The sequence below is a fragment of the Cupriavidus sp. 2TAF22 genome, from assembly GCF_052115045.1.
Classification (GTDB): domain Bacteria; phylum Pseudomonadota; class Gammaproteobacteria; order Burkholderiales; family Burkholderiaceae; genus Cupriavidus.
This window is the reverse complement of record NZ_JBFRFX010000004.1, coordinates 240,413-256,402: the sequence shown is the minus strand read 5'-3', so window position 1 is coordinate 256,402 and position 15,990 is coordinate 240,413. Positions and strand designations below refer to the sequence as shown.

14 protein-coding genes are annotated in these 15,990 nt (G+C 63.9%); all 14 read left to right on the top strand.

Annotated elements, in window-relative coordinates:
* The first annotated feature begins 104 nt into the window (after positions 1-104).
* The 14 genes from AB4Z48_RS07585 to AB4Z48_RS07520 all read left to right on the top strand — a co-directional run bounded on the left by AB4Z48_RS07585 (position 105) and on the right by AB4Z48_RS07520 (position 15,987).
* A complete protein-coding gene (locus AB4Z48_RS07585; RefSeq protein WP_441613286.1) occupies positions 105-1,466 on the top strand; it encodes a UDP-glucose dehydrogenase family protein in 1,362 nt (453 codons plus the stop codon).
* A 15-nt stretch (positions 1,467-1,481) separates the two neighbouring features.
* Positions 1,482-2,432, top strand: a complete 951-nt coding sequence (locus AB4Z48_RS07580) for a UDP-glucuronic acid decarboxylase family protein (protein WP_441613285.1) — start codon at positions 1,482-1,484, stop codon at positions 2,430-2,432.
* Between the two features lie 32 nt (positions 2,433-2,464).
* Positions 2,465-3,466, top strand: coding sequence for a UDP-N-acetylglucosamine 4,6-dehydratase (inverting) (gene pseB, locus AB4Z48_RS07575; RefSeq protein ID WP_441613284.1), 1,002 nt, complete (start codon positions 2,465-2,467; stop codon positions 3,464-3,466).
* The gene (gene pseC, locus AB4Z48_RS07570) at positions 3,463-4,611 is read left to right on the top strand and encodes a UDP-4-amino-4,6-dideoxy-N-acetyl-beta-L-altrosamine transaminase (RefSeq protein ID WP_441613282.1); all 1,149 of its coding nucleotides are present in this window, start codon (positions 3,463-3,465) and stop codon (positions 4,609-4,611) included. Before pseB ends, pseC begins: the two co-directional genes overlap by 4 nt.
* Positions 4,608-5,504, top strand: coding sequence for an aldo/keto reductase (locus AB4Z48_RS07565; protein WP_441613281.1), 897 nt, complete (start codon positions 4,608-4,610; stop codon positions 5,502-5,504). Before pseC ends, AB4Z48_RS07565 begins: the two co-directional genes overlap by 4 nt.
* Complete coding sequence (locus AB4Z48_RS07560) at positions 5,501-6,271, top strand: cytidylyltransferase domain-containing protein (RefSeq protein WP_441613280.1); 771 nt, start codon at positions 5,501-5,503, stop codon at positions 6,269-6,271. The genes AB4Z48_RS07565 and AB4Z48_RS07560 overlap by 4 nt, the downstream gene beginning before the upstream one ends.
* Before the next feature lie 5 nt (positions 6,272-6,276).
* On the top strand, positions 6,277-7,566 hold the full coding sequence (locus AB4Z48_RS07555; protein ID WP_441613279.1) for an aminotransferase class III-fold pyridoxal phosphate-dependent enzyme: 1,290 nt from the start codon (positions 6,277-6,279) through the stop codon (positions 7,564-7,566).
* A gap of 5 nt (positions 7,567-7,571) precedes the next feature.
* Positions 7,572-8,660, top strand: coding sequence for a UDP-2,4-diacetamido-2,4,6-trideoxy-beta-L-altropyranose hydrolase (gene pseG, locus AB4Z48_RS07550; protein ID WP_441613278.1), 1,089 nt, complete (start codon positions 7,572-7,574; stop codon positions 8,658-8,660).
* The gene (gene pseH / locus AB4Z48_RS07545; RefSeq protein WP_441613277.1) at positions 8,653-9,219 is read left to right on the top strand and encodes a UDP-4-amino-4,6-dideoxy-N-acetyl-beta-L-altrosamine N-acetyltransferase; all 567 of its coding nucleotides are present in this window, start codon (positions 8,653-8,655) and stop codon (positions 9,217-9,219) included. Before pseG ends, pseH begins: the two co-directional genes overlap by 8 nt.
* Positions 9,216-10,265 carry a pseudaminic acid synthase gene (gene pseI, locus AB4Z48_RS07540; protein ID WP_441613276.1) on the top strand — a complete coding sequence of 350 codons (1,050 nt, stop codon included), beginning with the start codon at positions 9,216-9,218 and terminating at the stop codon, positions 10,263-10,265. The genes pseH and pseI overlap by 4 nt, the downstream gene beginning before the upstream one ends.
* A 58-nt stretch (positions 10,266-10,323) precedes the next feature.
* Positions 10,324-11,883 (top strand): hypothetical protein, encoded by a 1,560-nt coding sequence (locus tag AB4Z48_RS07535; protein WP_441613275.1) that lies wholly within the window; start codon positions 10,324-10,326, stop codon positions 11,881-11,883.
* A gap of 255 nt (positions 11,884-12,138) precedes the next feature.
* Entirely contained in the window at positions 12,139-13,383 is a 1,245-nt protein-coding gene (locus tag AB4Z48_RS07530; RefSeq protein ID WP_441613274.1) for a lipopolysaccharide biosynthesis protein, read from the top strand.
* Between the two features lie 142 nt (positions 13,384-13,525).
* Positions 13,526-14,755 (top strand): hypothetical protein, encoded by a 1,230-nt coding sequence (locus AB4Z48_RS07525; RefSeq protein WP_441613273.1) that lies wholly within the window; start codon positions 13,526-13,528, stop codon positions 14,753-14,755.
* Entirely contained in the window at positions 14,752-15,987 is a 1,236-nt protein-coding gene (locus AB4Z48_RS07520) for a glycosyltransferase family 4 protein (protein WP_441613272.1), read from the top strand. The genes AB4Z48_RS07525 and AB4Z48_RS07520 overlap by 4 nt, the downstream gene beginning before the upstream one ends.
* Positions 15,988-15,990 lie beyond the last annotated feature (3 nt).

Sequence of the window (15,990 nt, the reverse complement as noted above, 5' to 3'; positions counted from 1 at the left end):
ATATGTAAGGCGACGGCGGATTATTTTCGGGAATGCGGAGTCATGGCGACGGAGCAGAGTTTTTTCCGGCCGCCGCTTTGTGTAAGCAAATATTGGCTTGAGAAATGAGAATTACTATTATCGGAACCGGCTATGTGGGGCTTGTGACAGGTACCTGCCTGGCCGAATTGGGAAACAATGTTTTCTGCCTTGACGTAGACGCCAAGAAAATCGATTTGCTGAACGGTGGCGGGGTGCCCATCTACGAACCGGGTCTCAAGGCCCTGATCGACCGGAACCGCGCGGCAGGCCGACTCAAATTCTCGACGGACGTGGCCGCCAGCGTGGCCCATGGCGAAATCCAGTTCATCGCCGTCGGCACGCCGCCGGACGAAGACGGCTCGGCCGACCTGAAATACGTCATCGAGGCCGCCCGCAATATCGGCCGCCACATGGACGCGTTCAAGGTGATCGTCGACAAGTCGACGGTGCCGGTCGGTACCGCCGACAAGGTCAAGGCCGCGATCGCGGAAGAGCTGGCGAAGCGCGAAGCGTCCCATCTCGGCTGCGCGGTCGTCTCCAATCCGGAGTTCCTGAAGGAAGGCGCGGCCGTCGAGGACTTCATGCGTCCCGACCGTATCGTGGTTGGCGTGTCGGCCGACGAGGCCGGCGACAAGGCAAAGGCGATGATGCGTACGCTGTATGCCCCGTTCAACCGGAACCATGAACGCATGTATTTCATGGACGTGCGTTCGGCGGAGTTCACCAAGTATGCGGCCAACGCCATGCTGGCCACCCGCATCAGCTTCATGAACGAGCTGGCGAATCTCGCCGACCGCGTCGGCGCGGACATCGAACTGGTGCGCCAGGGCATCGGCTCCGACCCCCGCATCGGCTATAGCTTCCTGTACGCCGGCATCGGCTACGGCGGCTCGTGTTTCCCGAAGGACGTGCAGGCGCTGGCGAGGACGGCGGCGCAGTTCGGCCAGTCGATGCATGTGCTGGACGCCGTCGAGCAGGTCAACGAGGCGCAGAAGCGCGTGCTGATCGACAAGATCCTGGCGCGTTTCGGCAACGATCTCGCGGGCAAGCGCTTTGCCATCTGGGGCCTGGCGTTCAAGCCGGAAACCGACGACATGCGCGAGGCGCCGAGCCGCATCATCATCCGGGAACTGCTCGAGCGCGGCGCCGTGGTGCACGCGCACGACCCGGTGGCCACCGAGGAGGCGCGCCGCGTGCTGGCCCAGGACCTGGCCGATATGCCGGAGGCCTTGCCGCACCTGCATTTCGCCGACCAGCCCGAGGCCGCCCTGGACGGCGTCGATGCGCTGGTGATCGTCACCGAGTGGAAGGCGTTCCGCAGCCCCGACTTCGAGGCCATGCGCAGCGAAATGAAGACCCCCCTGATTTTCGATGGCCGCAATCTGTTCGACCCGACTTCGATGAAGAAACAGGGCTTCGAATATTTCGGTATCGGCCGCTCCTAGAACAAAGTCTTGAACATGCGAAATTACAATTCCCGCCAGCGTATCCTGGTGACCGGTGGCGCCGGCTTCCTCGGCTCGCATCTTTGCGATCGGCTGATCGAGCAGGGCAACGAAGTGCTGTGCGTCGACAACCTGTTCACGGGCGCCAAGCAGAACATCGAACACCTGCTCGGCAATCCGCGCTTCGAGTTCATGCGCCACGACGTGACCTTCCCGCTGTTCGTGGAAGTGGACCAGATCTACAACCTGGCTTGCCCGGCCTCGCCCGTGCATTACCAGCACGATCCGGTGCAGACCACCAAGACCTCGGTCCACGGCGCCATCAACATGCTGGGCCTGGCCAAGCGGCTCGGTGCCAAGATCTTCCAGGCCTCCACCAGCGAGGTCTACGGCGACCCGGTCGTGCATCCGCAACCCGAGGCATACTGGGGCAATGTGAACCCCATCGGCATCCGCTCCTGCTACGACGAAGGCAAGCGCTGCGCCGAAACCCTGTTCTTCGACTACTACCGCCAGCACGGCCTGGAGATCAAGGTCGCGCGGATCTTCAATACCTACGGCCCGCGCATGCACCAGAACGATGGCCGCGTGGTGTCGAACTTCATCATGCAGGCCTTGCGTGGCGAGCCGATCACCGTGTTCGGCGAAGGCAAGCAAACGCGTTCGTTCTGTTTCGTCGATGACCTGATCGACGGCTTCGTCGCCATGATGGACACGCCGAAGGAATTCACTGGCCCGATGAACCTGGGCAACCCGCACGAGATGACGATGCTCGAGCTGGCGACCCACGTAATCGAGCTGACCGGCTCTCGCTCGACCATCGAGTTCAAGCCGCTGCCGGCCGACGATCCCACGCAACGCCGCCCCGACACCCGCCTTGCCGAGGAAGTGATCGGCTGGAATCCTTCGGTGCATTTCCGCGACGGACTTGCCAAGACGGTCGATTACTTCAAGCGCTTTGTTTAAGCGCCCCAGATCATATTCGGAAGAGATACGCAATGTTTGATAACAAGTCTATTTTGATCACGGGCGGTACGGGCTCGTTTGGCAAGAAGTACGCGCGCACCATTCTCGGTCGCTACAAGCCCAAGCGCCTGGTGATTTATTCGCGCGACGAACTCAAGCAGTTCGAGATGCAGCAGGAGATCGACGCGCCGCCGATGCGCTACTTCATCGGTGACGTTCGCGATGGCGAGCGCCTCTCGCAGGCCATGCGCGGGATCGACTACGTCATTCACGCCGCCGCGCTCAAGCAGGTGCCGGCCGCGGAATACAACCCGCTCGAGTGCATCAAGACCAATATCCACGGCGCCGAGAACGTCATCAACGCGGCGATCGCCAATAACGTCCACAAGGTGATCGCGCTGTCGACCGACAAGGCCGCCAACCCGATCAACCTCTACGGCGCGACCAAGCTGGCGTCGGACAAGCTGTTCGTCGCGGCCAACAATATGGTCGGTGCCAACCAGACCTCGTTCGCGGTGGTGCGCTACGGCAACGTGGTTGGCTCGCGCGGCTCGGTGGTTCCGTTCTTCGAGCAACTGCTGGCCAAGGGCGAGAAGGAATTGCCGATCACGCACGCGGACATGACCCGCTTCTGGATCAGCCTGCAGGACGGCGTCGATTTCGTGCTGAAGAATTTCGAGCGCATGCATGGCGGCGAGATCTTCGTGCCGAAGATCCCTTCGATCCGCATTACCGACCTGGCCGAAGCGGTTGCGCCTGGCGTGGCCACCCGCGTGATCGGCATCCGCCCCGGCGAGAAGCTGCACGAGATCATGTGCCCGGCCGACGACTCCCACCTGACGCTCGAGTTCAAGGACCACTATGTCCTGCGCCCGACCATCAAGTTCCATCACTCGGACATCGACTACACCGTCAATGCGCTGGGCGAGACGGGCACGCGCGTCAGCCAGGGCTTCGAGTACAACTCCGGCAACAACCCGCATTTCCTCACCCCGGAGGAAATCCGCGACTTCAACGCCAAGGCGATGGCATGATTCCCTACGGCCGGCAAGACATCTCGGCAGACGACATCGAGGCGGTGGTTGCCGTCCTGAAGTCCGATTTCCTGACGCAGGGCCCGGCGGTGCCGGCTTTCGAGGCTGCTGTCGCGGCCTATGTCGGCGGCGGGCACGCGGTCGCCGTCAACAGCGCGACTTCCGCCTTGCACATCGCCTGCATGGCGCTTGGCGTGGGACCCGGCGACACGGTCTGGACTACGCCGAATACCTTTGTCGCGTCGGCCAACTGCGCGCGCTACTGCGGTGCCTGTGTCGACTTCGTCGACATCGATGCGCGCACCTATAACATGTGCGCCGATGCGCTCGCGGCCAAGCTCAAGGAGGCCGCGGCGCGCGACGCCCTGCCCAAGGTGGTGATCCCTGTCGCCTTCGCCGGCCAGTCCTGCGACATGAAGGCTATCCGCGCGCTGGGCGACGAGTATGGCTTCGCCATCATCGAGGATGCTTCCCACGCCATCGGCGGGCGCTACCTGGACAAGCCGATCGGATGTGGCGACTACGCCGACATCACCGTCTTCAGCTTCCATCCGGTCAAGGTCATCACGACCGCCGAAGGCGGCCTGTGCATGACCCGCCGGGCCGACCTGGCCGAGGCGATGCGCAAGGCGCGTTCGCACGGCATCACGCGCGATCCGGCCGAGATGACGGGGCCTGCCGACGGCGCGTGGTACTACCAGCAGATCGCGCTGGGCTACAACTACCGCATGACCGACATGCAGGCGGCGCTCGGTGTCAGCCAGATGCATCGCCTGGACGCCTTCGTGGCGCGGCGCCACCAGATCGCGCACCGCTACGGCGAGCTGCTGGCCGGGGCGGCGCTGACCGTGCCCTTCCAGCATCCCGACGGCCTGTCCGGCCTGCACCTGTACCCCGTGGTGCTGCACGACGCCACGCGCCGCAAGGCCGTGTTCGACGCGCTGCGGGCCGCCGGCATCCACGTCAACGTGCACTACATCCCGGTCCATACGCAGCCGTACTACCGCGAGCTTGGTTTCAAGCCGGGCGATTTTCCCAAGGCCGAGGCGTACTACGCCGGCGCGATCAGCCTGCCGATGTTCCCGGGGCTGAGCGACCAGCAACAAGAGTACGTCACCTCCACCCTGCGCGGGATCCTTGCATGAAGCTGGCACTGGGAACCGTGCAGTTCGGGTTGCCCTACGGCATCACGAATACCGCGGGGCAGGTCTCCGAAGACGAGGTGGTACGCATCCTGCGCCGCGCCCGCGAGCTTGGGCTGGCGGTGCTGGATACGGCAGCGGCATACGGCCAGAGCGAAAGCGTGCTGGGCCGCCGCGGCGGCGAGGCGCACGCCTTCCGGCTCTATACCAAGACGCTGCCGCTCGGCGGGGCGGCGGCGGATGCTGCCGCGGTCCGGCGCGTGGTGCAGGGCGTGCACGATTCCCTGCGCAATCTCGGCGTCGGTCGCCTGGACGGCCTGCTGGTGCATCACGCCGGCGACCTGCTGGGCGAGGGCGGGCAGGACCTGTACACCGCGCTGCAGGCGCTCAAGGCGCAAGGGCTGGTCGAGCGTCTTGGCGTATCGGTCTACAGCGTCGAAGAAGCGCGCGCCGCGACGCAGCGTTTCGGCATCGACGCCATGCAGTTGCCGCTCAATGTCCTTGACCAGTCTTTCACCGCCTCCGGCGAACTGACGCGCCTCAAGGCAGCCGGCGTGGAGATCCACACGCGCTCGGCGTTCCTCCAGGGAGTCCTGTTGTCCGAGCAGCTGCCGGCATTCCTGCAAGCGCTGGCGCCTGGCTTTGACCGCTTCCGGGCAATATGCAGGGAGGCTGGCGCGAGCCAGCTCGAAGGCAGCCTCGCGTTCCTGCGCCAGCAAGGCGCGATCGACCACGTCGTGGTCGGCGTGCTCGACCAGGGTCAGCTCGAACAGATCGCCGCGGCATGGGAGCGTAGCGCGGCCTGTCTCTCCCTTGATTTCGCAGAATGCAATATGGCGCCGTCGGCGGCTGTCACGCCGTCGAACTGGCCCGCGCTGAAGAAGGAGCACCAATGACCGTGATGGCACTGCTGCAAGCGCGCACGAGCTCGACGCGCCTGCCGGGCAAGGTCCTGAAGCCGTTGCTCGGCGAGCCGATGATCCTGCGCCAGATCGAACGCCTGCGGCGCGCCCGCACCATCGACCGGCTGATGGTAGTCACCAGCGACAGCCCCTCCGACGACGCGCTCGCTGCTTGCTGCGCCGAGGCCGGCGTGGATGTGTTCCGCGGCAGCCTCGACGATGTGCTGGACCGCTTCTACTCGGCGGTGAAGAACATCCGGCCCGAGCACGTGGTGCGGCTGACCGCCGACTGCCCGCTGACCGACCATGAAGTGATCGACGCGGTTGTCGATTTCTATCGCGACGGCGGCTACGACTACGCCAGCAACGTTTTGCCCCCCACCTATCCCGACGGGCTGGATGTGGAGGTGTTCCGCTTCAGCGTGCTCGAGACGATCTGGCGCGAAGCCAGCCTGCCTTCGCAGCGCGAGCATGTGACCTCCTTCATCTACCAGCATCCGGAGCGCTTCCGGCTGGGCGGCCTCACGCGCGAAAAGGATCTGTCGTCGCTGCGCTGGACCGTGGACGAGCCCGCCGACCTGGTATTCGTCGAGGCGGTCTACGAGGCGCTGTACCGTGACACCCCCGGCTTCCTGATGGCCGACGTGCTGCAACTGATGGCGCGGCGGCCCGAGCTGCTGGAGATCAACTCCGGCCAGGTCCGCAACGCGGGCTACCTGAAATCTCTTGTGCAAGACGACCAACAACCTCGAAGGGTCTGAACATCATGTCGCAACGCTACCAACAGTCCGAAGCCTTGCTCGAGCGCGCCTTGCGCACCATTCCGCTCGGCTCGCAGACGTTCAGCAAGAGCCGCACGCAATACCCGTTCGGCGTTTCGCCGTATTTCATCGAACGCGGCCGCGGCAGCCACGTGTGGGACGTCGACGGCAACGAGTACGTCGACATGATCAGTGGCCTGTGCGCGTTGACGCTGGGCTACAGCGACCCTGACGTCGACGCCGCGGTCAAGGCCCAGCTGGAGGACGGCATCATCTTCTCGCTGCCGCACCGCCTCGAGATGGAAGTCGCCGAGCAACTGGTGTCGATGGTCCCCTGCGCGGAGAAGGTCCGCTTCGGCAAGAACGGTTCCGACGCCACCGCCGGCGCCGTGCGCGTGGCGCGCGCTTTCACCGGCCGCGATCACGTGGCGGTGTGCGGCTATCACGGCTGGCAGGACTGGTATATCGGCACCACCGCGCGCAACCGCGGCGTGCCGCAGGCCACGCGCGACCTGTCGCATTCCTGGGCATACAACGACATCGCCAGCCTCGACGCCATCTTCAAGGCGCATCCGGACCAGGTTGCCGCCGTCATCCTCGAGCCGATGAACGTGGTCGAGCCGGCCCCGGGTTTCCTGCAGGCAGTCAAGGAACTGGCGCACAAGCACGGCGCGTTGCTGGTGTTCGACGAAACCATCACGGGTTTCCGCTATGCCAACGGCGGTGCCCAGCAGCTGTTCGGCGTGACCCCCGACCTGGCCACCTTCGGCAAGGGCCTGGCCAATGGCTACCCGGTTTCCGCCGTCGCGGGCCGCGCCGATGTCATGCAGTTGATGGAGGAGATCTTCTTCTCGTTCACGTTCGGCGGCGAAACGCTGTCGCTGGCGGCAGCACTTGCCACCATGAAGAAGCTCGAGCGCGAGCCGGTCACCGCCACCCTGGCCCGCCAGGGACAGGTCGTGATCGACGGCCTGCGCCAGCGCATCGCCGCGCTGGGCGCCGACGATTTCCTCTCGGTTTCCGGGCATCCGAGCTGGAGCTTCCTGCTGATCAAGGACACTGCGCGCTACCCGATGTGGCACCTCAAGACCCTGTTCATGCAGGAGATGCTGGCCCAGGGCGTCCTCACCTTCGGCACGCACAACATTGGCTACAAGCATACCGACGCGGACATCGCCAAGCTGTTCTCCGCCTACGACCATACCCTGCCGATGCTGGTCCAGGCAGTGCGCGATGGCGGCATCGAGCAGATGCTGAAGTGCGCTCCGCTCGAGCCGCTGTTCAAGGTGCGCTGATTGCCATGAAGGTTGCGATTCGCGCCGACGCTTCCGTGCAGATCGGGTCGGGCCACGCCATGCGTTGCCTGACGCTTGCCGATGTCCTGCGCGCGCGCGGGGCCGAAGTGCGTTTCGTCAGCCGTGCGCACCAGGGCGGCGCGCAAGCACTGCTCGAACAGCGCGGCTACGCATGCCATGTGCTGCCTCCGGCAACGCTGGCGGCGCCGGCCGGCGACCTGGCCCACAGCGCGTGGCTGGGCGTCGCCTGGGAAACGGATCTCGAGCAAAGCGCCGCGGCCCTGGCGGGCTGGTCGCCCGACTGGCTGGTGGTTGACCACTATGGCATCGACTGGCGCTGGGAGCAGGCGATGCGCAGCCATGCGCCGCGCATCATGGCCATCGATGACGTCGCCGACCGGCGCCACGATTGCGACCTCCTGCTCGACCAGAATTACTACAGCGACATGGACCAGCGCTACGCCGCGCTGGTGCCGCCGCACTGCACCTGCCTGCTGGGCCCCGGCTACGCCCTGCTGCGGCCGGAATTCACCGCCGCGGCCAGCGCGCTGCACCGCGAGGAAGGCCCCGTCAGGCGCATCCTGCTCTTCATGGGCGGGATGGACCAGGACAACGCCACCGGCACCGCGCTGCTCGGCCTGCAAGACGCCGCGCGCGATGGTGTCGCCATCGATGTGGTGCTGGGCGCGGCCGCTCCGCACCGCGAACAGGTTCGGGCCCTGTGTGGCAGCATGCCGAACACGCACTTGCATGTGCAGGTGGACAATATGGCCGAGCTGATGGCACGGGCAGACTTGGCTATCGGCGCCTGCGGCTCCGCCACCTGGGAGCGCTGTTTGCTCGGCCTGCCGACGATCGCCATCGTGCTGGCCGACAACCAGCGCAAATCGGCCGGCGACCTGGCGGCGGCAGGCTACATCGTCAGCCTGGGCGACGTCGCGTCAGTCACGCCGGAAGCCGTCGGCCAGGCGGTGGCGGCACTGAGCGCGGATGCGGCCGCCCGCATGGGCTTGTCCCGCCGCAGCCGCGAACTGGCCGGGCGCCATCCCAAGACCGCGGCCGACCTGATCTGCGAAGGCATGCCCCATGCATAGATTCGAGGACTGCGAGCTGCGCCCGATCCGTCCGGGCGACAAGGATATCTTGCTGGCCTGGCGCAACAGCGAGCCGGTGCGCAGCAATATGTACACGGACCACCTGATCAGGCCCGAGGAGCATGAGCGCTGGTTCGCCTCGGCGCTGCAGCATCCGAGCGCATCGTTCATGGTGTTCGCGCTGCAAGGCGTGCCGGTCGGGTTCAGCTCGTTTACCGGCATCAGCCGCGAACACCAGCGCTGCACCTGGGGCTTCTACCTGGGCGAGCAGAACCTGCCGAAAGGCACCGGCTCGGCGCTCGGCTATCTGTCGCTGGCCCATGCGTTCGACACGCTGGGCATGTACAAGCTGGCCTCGGAGGCGTTCGCCTTCAACCAGGGTTCGGTGGGCCTGCATCGCAAGCTCGGCTTCCGGGAAGAGGGCCACCTCGTCGAGCACTACGTGAAACAAGGCCGGCGCGAGGACATCCTCTGCTTCGCCAAATTCAGCAATCAATGGGAGAGTGACCGGCAGACGCTGCGCGCGCTGTGTTTCTCGCCCGAAGGAGCATCGAAATGACGATCAATATCGGCGGACGCCTCATCGGCCGCGAGCACGAGCCATTCCTGATCGCGGAAATGTCCGGCAACCATAACCAGTCGCTCGACCGCGCACTGGAAATCGTCGATGCCGCGGCTGCGTCCGGCGCGCATGCGCTGAAGATCCAGACCTACACGGCCGACACCATGACGCTGGATATCCGGGAGCGCGAGTTCTTCATCTCGGATCCCAAGAGCCTGTGGAAGGGCAAGTCCCTCTATGAGCTGTACCACGAGGCGCATACGCCGTGGGAATGGCACAAGGCCATCTTCGAGCGCGCGCGCGGGCACGGCATGATTCCGTTCAGCACGCCGTTCGACGACAGCGCGGTCGATTTCCTCGAAGGGCTCGATGCCGCCGTCTACAAGATCGCATCGTTCGAGAACACCGACATTCCGCTGATCCGCAAGGTGGCGCGGACCGGCAAGCCGATGATCATCTCCATCGGCATGGCCAGCATCGCCGAGCTCGACCTGAGCGTGCGCGCGGCGCGCGAGGCGGGCTGCAAGGAACTGATCCTGCTGAAGTGCACCAGCACCTATCCGGCCTCGCCGGAGAATACGAATATCCGCACGATTCCCCATATGCGGGAGCTGTTCGGCTGCGAGGTGGGACTGTCGGACCACACCATGGGCGTGGGCGTGTCGGTGGCGAGCATCGCCATGGGCGCAGCCGTGATCGAGAAGCACTTCACGCTGGATCGCGCCGACGGCGGCGTGGATTCGACGTTCTCGCTCGAGCCTGCCGAATTCAAGTCGCTGGTGGTGGAAACGCGCCGTGCGTGGCAAGCCCTTGGCGGCGTCAGCTACGGCCCCACCGAAGCGGAGCAGAAATCGCTGGTGTTCCGCCGCTCGCTCTACATCACGCGCGATCTCAAGGCCGGCGACGTACTCGATGTGTCCAGCGTGCGTGCCATCCGCCCGGGCTTCGGCCTCGCGCCGCGGCACCTCGACCAGGTGCTCGGCCGTGCCGTGAAGCGGGACATCAGCCGCGGGACGCCGCTTGCATGGGACCTGCTCGCCTGAGCCCGGTCCTTCCCTGTCTTGCCGAGCCTGTCTCGTTTGGCCCCATAACTATTACTATATGCGTCTCGGTTTCGCCACAATTTACGCTTATCGCCCGCACGTCGAGCACGTCTACTTTCTCTCGTCGATGATGCAGGCGCGCGGGCACGAGGTGTTCTACCTCAGTTGCGACAGCGCGCTGTCGGAGTGCTACACGCGCGAGCTGCGCGACGATTCCAGCGCGGCCAAGGAATGCCTGAAATGCACGATGGGCGGGATTCGCTCGTTTGCACCCGGGGTCGATTCGATGCGCCGTTATCGTGATCCCGCGGGTGCCGCGGCAGCCGCGGCGCCCGCCCAGCAGTGGGGTTTTTCGGGTGCTTGCACCATCTTGCGTACCGAAAGCCAGTCCGACAAGCAGACCGGGGAATTCCACGCGCTGCACCAGCGGCTCGCCACCGGCTCGGCCGAAGCCTTCGCCGCGGCCTGCCGCTGGATCGAGGAGCGCAAGCTCGACGGGATCATCTGCTTCAACGGCCGCATGGAAGGGCCGCGCGCGTTGCTGGAAGCCGCCAAGGCCAAGGGCATTCCGTTCATCTCGGTGGAACGCACCTGGTTCGGCGACGGGCTCCTGCTGATCCCTGACCAGAATTGCCTGGCGCTCGACGAAGTGGGCCGCGTGGTTGCCGCGTACAAGGACAAGCCGCTCACCGAGCCGCAGGCGCGCGTCGTGGCTTCGCTGCTCGCGGCCCGCTTCCTGCGCACCAATACGCTGGAGTGGCGCGCCTACAACCGGAATGCCGAAGACCTCGCATGGCCGGCGCAACGCAAGGGCCTGAAGCTGCTGATCACACCCAGCAGCCTGAACGAGTTCGACGGGCATCCCGACTGGCGCACCAAATGGCCCAACCAGATCGCCGCGCTGGATTTCCTGTTCGACCATCTCGAAGTGGATCCGGCCAGCTGCATCTTGCGCTGCCACCCGAACTGGGGCGAGAAGATCGGCCTGCGGGACGGCGGCCTTGCCGAGCGCATGTACACCGAGTGGGCGCAGCGGCGCGGCGTGCATATCATCGGCAGCAAGGAGCGGGCGAACACCCTCGGCCTGATCGCCCAGGCCGATGCCGTGGTGGTCAACGGCGGCAGCGCCGCCTTCGAGGCCGGCGCGCTGGGCAAGCAGGTCATCGCGCTCGGCACTTCGATCTACCAGACCGCCGGCTTCCAGATCCAGCTCTATGGTCCTGAAGATGCGCCCAATCTGGCCATGGTCGGGCAGCAGACGCCGGACGAGATCGCGCGGCAGGTTCTGCGCTTTGCCTACACGTTCAATTTCCGCTTCAACCAGTACGTGGACGACATCCGCGCCAGGACGACCACGCAGTATGCGTACAATCCGGAACCGGACGCCACGCGGCTCGAGCGCCTGCTGCGCACCCGCCGCATCGAGGCGGACGATGCGCAAGTCGCATCGGATACCATCGGCGAGGACCGTGTTCTCAAACTGCTGCACGAGCGGCGCTGGGAGGAATTGCGCGAAGCGCAGAAGCCGATTCCGCAGAACTACCGTGCGGTGCATCGCCGCGGCGTGTTCCGCTACCTGGACGCGATCCGCGAGCGCATGCCGATCGGCGATAGATAAGCCCGGCCGGAGCTACCGCGGAAAGTATGCGAGATGCGTTGGTTTCGCATTTTCATATGCTCCTTGGCCGGGTTACCGGCGGAGGGATAAATGGAAGTGTGGCAGCAGCGAAGAGTAATTCACGGCGAACCCGGCGAATTTCCCTGGGACTGTTTCGGAGTGCCCCAGTACGGCTGAGTCGTCTTGGGGAGCATTACCTGCCCGATCTAAGTATGGCCCTGGTTGCCTGCGAGGGAGTCAATATCGTGACATCTCATGAGCCATAAGCGAAATCTCGGAACCACGTGCCTGAACGGATTTGCGGCCGTATTGATGATGTGTCGCATGTTCGCGTACGCCAAAGTGCTCGATGTGGAGCAGTTTGGCGTTCTCAGCATCGGTTTGCTGATTTCCGCTTCGCTCGGCATGGTCAATGCGTTCGGCCTCTATTTGCTGATGCAAAGGGACATGCCGCGATTGTTCGCCGCTGGTCGTGTCACCCGCGGCATGGTGCTGATGGGGAAAGTCTCGCTCGTTACCATCGCTTCGGCCATCCCGCTCATTGCTCTGAGTTGGACGGGCGTCTCTCTCGCGGGAGGCGCCGGGATGTTGTTGGCCCTTGCGACGCTCCATGGTTTGAGTAATCAGCTGTTTGGCGTGATCTCTACGGAAAGCAAGAGCCGTTTGCGGCAAGTCGAGTTTGCCGTCACATTGTTCGGCCGCAGCTGCCTCGTCTCGATAGCGGGTTTCTGCGCCGCGTTGATGTGGGATAGCGCAGAGGCGGTCCTGGCGGCGGAACTGGGGCTCACTGCCGTTGTAGTGGCAATTGCTTCGGTGCAGGCCGCGGCGAGGTTCCGGCAGAAGTTCCGTCTGTTGCCAATGCTGGCCGTTCGCCATCTGCGCCGCTCGGAATGGCGGGTGGCGAGTGGATTGCTTGTCAGTGTGATTCTCGCCTTTCTGATTCAGAATATTGATCGCTGGTTGGCAGTCGACGCATTGGACAAGCGGGTTTTTGCGCAGTTTGCATTCGGCTGGACGTTGCTTTCGATGGCATCCACTTTTCAGGCGACCATCAATGCAAACCTGTTTCCCGGACTCGCGGCGCGCATCTACCATGATGGGCCCGGGGCGGTGCTTGCGCAGACTCGCAGGGTGTCGCTTGGCATGTTCGGGATCTTGGCGGCGTGCGCCGTGCCCGGCTTTTATATCATTAAGTGGGGTATCGAGGCATATTACCCGCAGTACATCGAGGTGATAAGTTATATACCGCTGTTCCTTGCTGCGGCGGCGCTCCGTGCTTCCGATTTTTGGTCGAATTATCTGATCATTTCGAGAAAAACACGCCTGTTATTCATAAGTCAGGGTGCGGTCCTGTTTGGTGCGATTTTTCTCTGGTTTATTGCGACCCGCTATACTGCTTCACTTTCGATGCTGTTCAAACTGTCATTGCTGACGTTCATGCTCTCGTGCCTGTCGTTCGTCTTTGGTTTCGCTGCATTGAGGATCGGAGGTGCCAAGTGATTTCGGGCGTGCCGGCTTTAGTCGCATGTGCTTCTTCTGTCGCGGTCATCGGCGCGCAGCCACTGCCTTCGATGAGGGAATGTCGCCCGTGCACGTGCTACGCCCCATTTCTTACAAGTAATGTCTTGTCGGTGAGTTTGTTGTGAAAATCCTGAAGAGCTTCCTTGTTGCCTGGATCTTCTATTGGCTGCTGCAGGTGATCCTGCCTGTGCGGCCAATGGGGGAGTCCGTGCTCGTGGGATTGATGATCCAGATGTCCTTCGTGCTGACGGTGGTCTTCAGCTATCTGATGGTGGAACGCTGGCCGGTCGGCCCGGCTGCTGCCCGGGAGTGGGGTGTCGACAGCCGGCTGGTTCTGTTCGCCCTGGCCCTTTCGGCCTTGGGCACCGCGGCGCTTGCCTACGACAAGATTGTGGTTCAGGGTATCGATTACTCGGCCGGCCTGGCCGTGGCGCGGGAGCAATGGCGGGAACTCGGAGCGGAGCGCGAGGGGGCGATCTCATCGCCGGCGAGCGCGCTCGGGTATCTCCTGAGTTCGTGCTACATCGTAGCGATCGTCATGTTCCCGCGGGCCGACCTTGGCAGGAGAATGTTCGCCTACGGAGCATTCGCGGGCCTTCTTGCCTTTGCGAACACCATGCTGACTGGGGGGCGATCCACGCTGATCCTGACGCTGCTGTTTTATATTGCCGCGCGGATCCTGGCCGGCAAGGGCATGCCCGCCGGTCGCACGATCAGCCGGAGATCGCTGAGTTTGATGCTGGTGCTCATATTCGTCAGCGGTTTGTATTTCGTGTTCATTTTCCTCCAGCGTGCGGATGCAGCTGGAATATCGATAACGGACTATTCCAGCGGGGTTATCCAGGACCTGGGCTTGCTTCCCAACGCCTGGCTGGAAGATCTGGATCCGCGGAATCCCATCACCAGCCTGCTTAACCTGTTGGTGATGTCGGTTTCCTACTTTTCGCATAGTTTCGCAACTACAGTCGCGATTGCCGACTATGGGCATGAGAACAATTTTGCGACGGTAGTCTTTATCACGGCCCTGGGTCTGGCTGCAAAGCTGCATATCATCCAGGCTCCGGATACCGATTGGTTCCTCGCAGGCGCATTTCCCTCGTTGCCTGGCGCACTGTACCTGCAGGGCGGATGGGTTATGCTGATTCTGACGGGCGCGGCGCTCGGCATGCTCGCCGCTTTGTGCCAGAGCTGGTATCGCAGCGTGCCGTCGATACTGTCTCTCGGGTGCCTGACCGCGTTGATGTGCGTGCTGCTGGCCAGCCCGATTCTCTTTGTGGCAGACGTGATGATGTTTCCCTTCGTCATGTTCCAGTTCGGCCTTATTTACTTGATTGCAAAATTCATCAAATGAAAGTCTGGATTGTCAATCCCTACGGAAGCTTGCCTGGCGAAGCCTGGCGCGAATACCGCAGTTCCATGCTGGCGGAAGCCTACGCGCGTGCCGGGCACGAGGTGACCTGGTGGCTCTCGAACTTCGAGCACCGCTCCAAGAAATTCCGCAGCGAGGGCTACAGCGAGCAGCGGCTGGAGACCGGCGTCAACGTCCGTATCGTGCCGACCACCCCGTACAGCAGCCACGTCTCGATGGCGCGCATCCGCAGCGAGCGCAACTTCGCCAGGAACGTTGCGCAGCGGGTGAAGGCCAATCCCCAGGACAAGGCCGACCTGATCGTCCTGGCGGAACCTTCGATCTTCTACGGCAAGTACGTGGTCGACATGGCGCGCAGCATCGGTGCCAGGCTGGTGGCGGACATCATCGACATCTGGCCGGAAGTGTTCGCCATGATCCTGCCCAAGCCGCTGCGGCCGTTCGAGCGTCTGCTGCTGGCGCCACTCTACATGCGGCGGGCGGCGATCCTGCGCGCGTGCGACGGCATCGTCGGCGTGTCCGAGGACTACCGCGACGTGGGCGTGCGCTCGGCGCCGTCGGTGCCGTCCGATGTCTCATACTGGGGCGTGGACGTCGCGCAGATGCGCAACGCCATGGCCGAGGAGAACGGCGGTGTCCTGCGCAAGCTCGGTCTCGAGCAGAAGAAGCCGGACGAAGTCTGGGTGATCTACGCCGGCACGCTCGGCGCGGGCTATGACATGGAGTCGATCCTGAAGGCGGCCCGCTCTGAGCGGTTGCGCGGCAAGCCGGTCAAGTTCCTGTTTGCCGGTGACGGCCCGCAGCGCGGCTTGCTCGAATCCGCCTGCGCCGAGCCCGGTGGCAACGTGGTCTACCTGGGCCGGCTCGACCCGAACGACCTCAACCTGATGTACAAGTATTGCGATATCGGGCTGAGCACGTACCTGGCGCATTCGACTGTGTCGATGCCGATCAAGTTCTACGATTACCTGGCGGCCGGGGTGGCCACCGTGAATTCGCTCGAGCGCGAGATCCAGCGCCTGATCGCCGGCCAGCAACTCGGGCGGCAGTACACGCCCGGCGATGCCGACTCGCTGGCCGCGGCCATCGAGGCCCTGGTGGCGGACCGCAAGCTGCTCGACGCCTGCAAGGCCAACTCCGCCGCGCTGGCTCCGCGCTTCGACCAGTATGTGCAGCACGACGCGTTCGTGCGCTTTACCGAAACGCTGCGTTGAGGA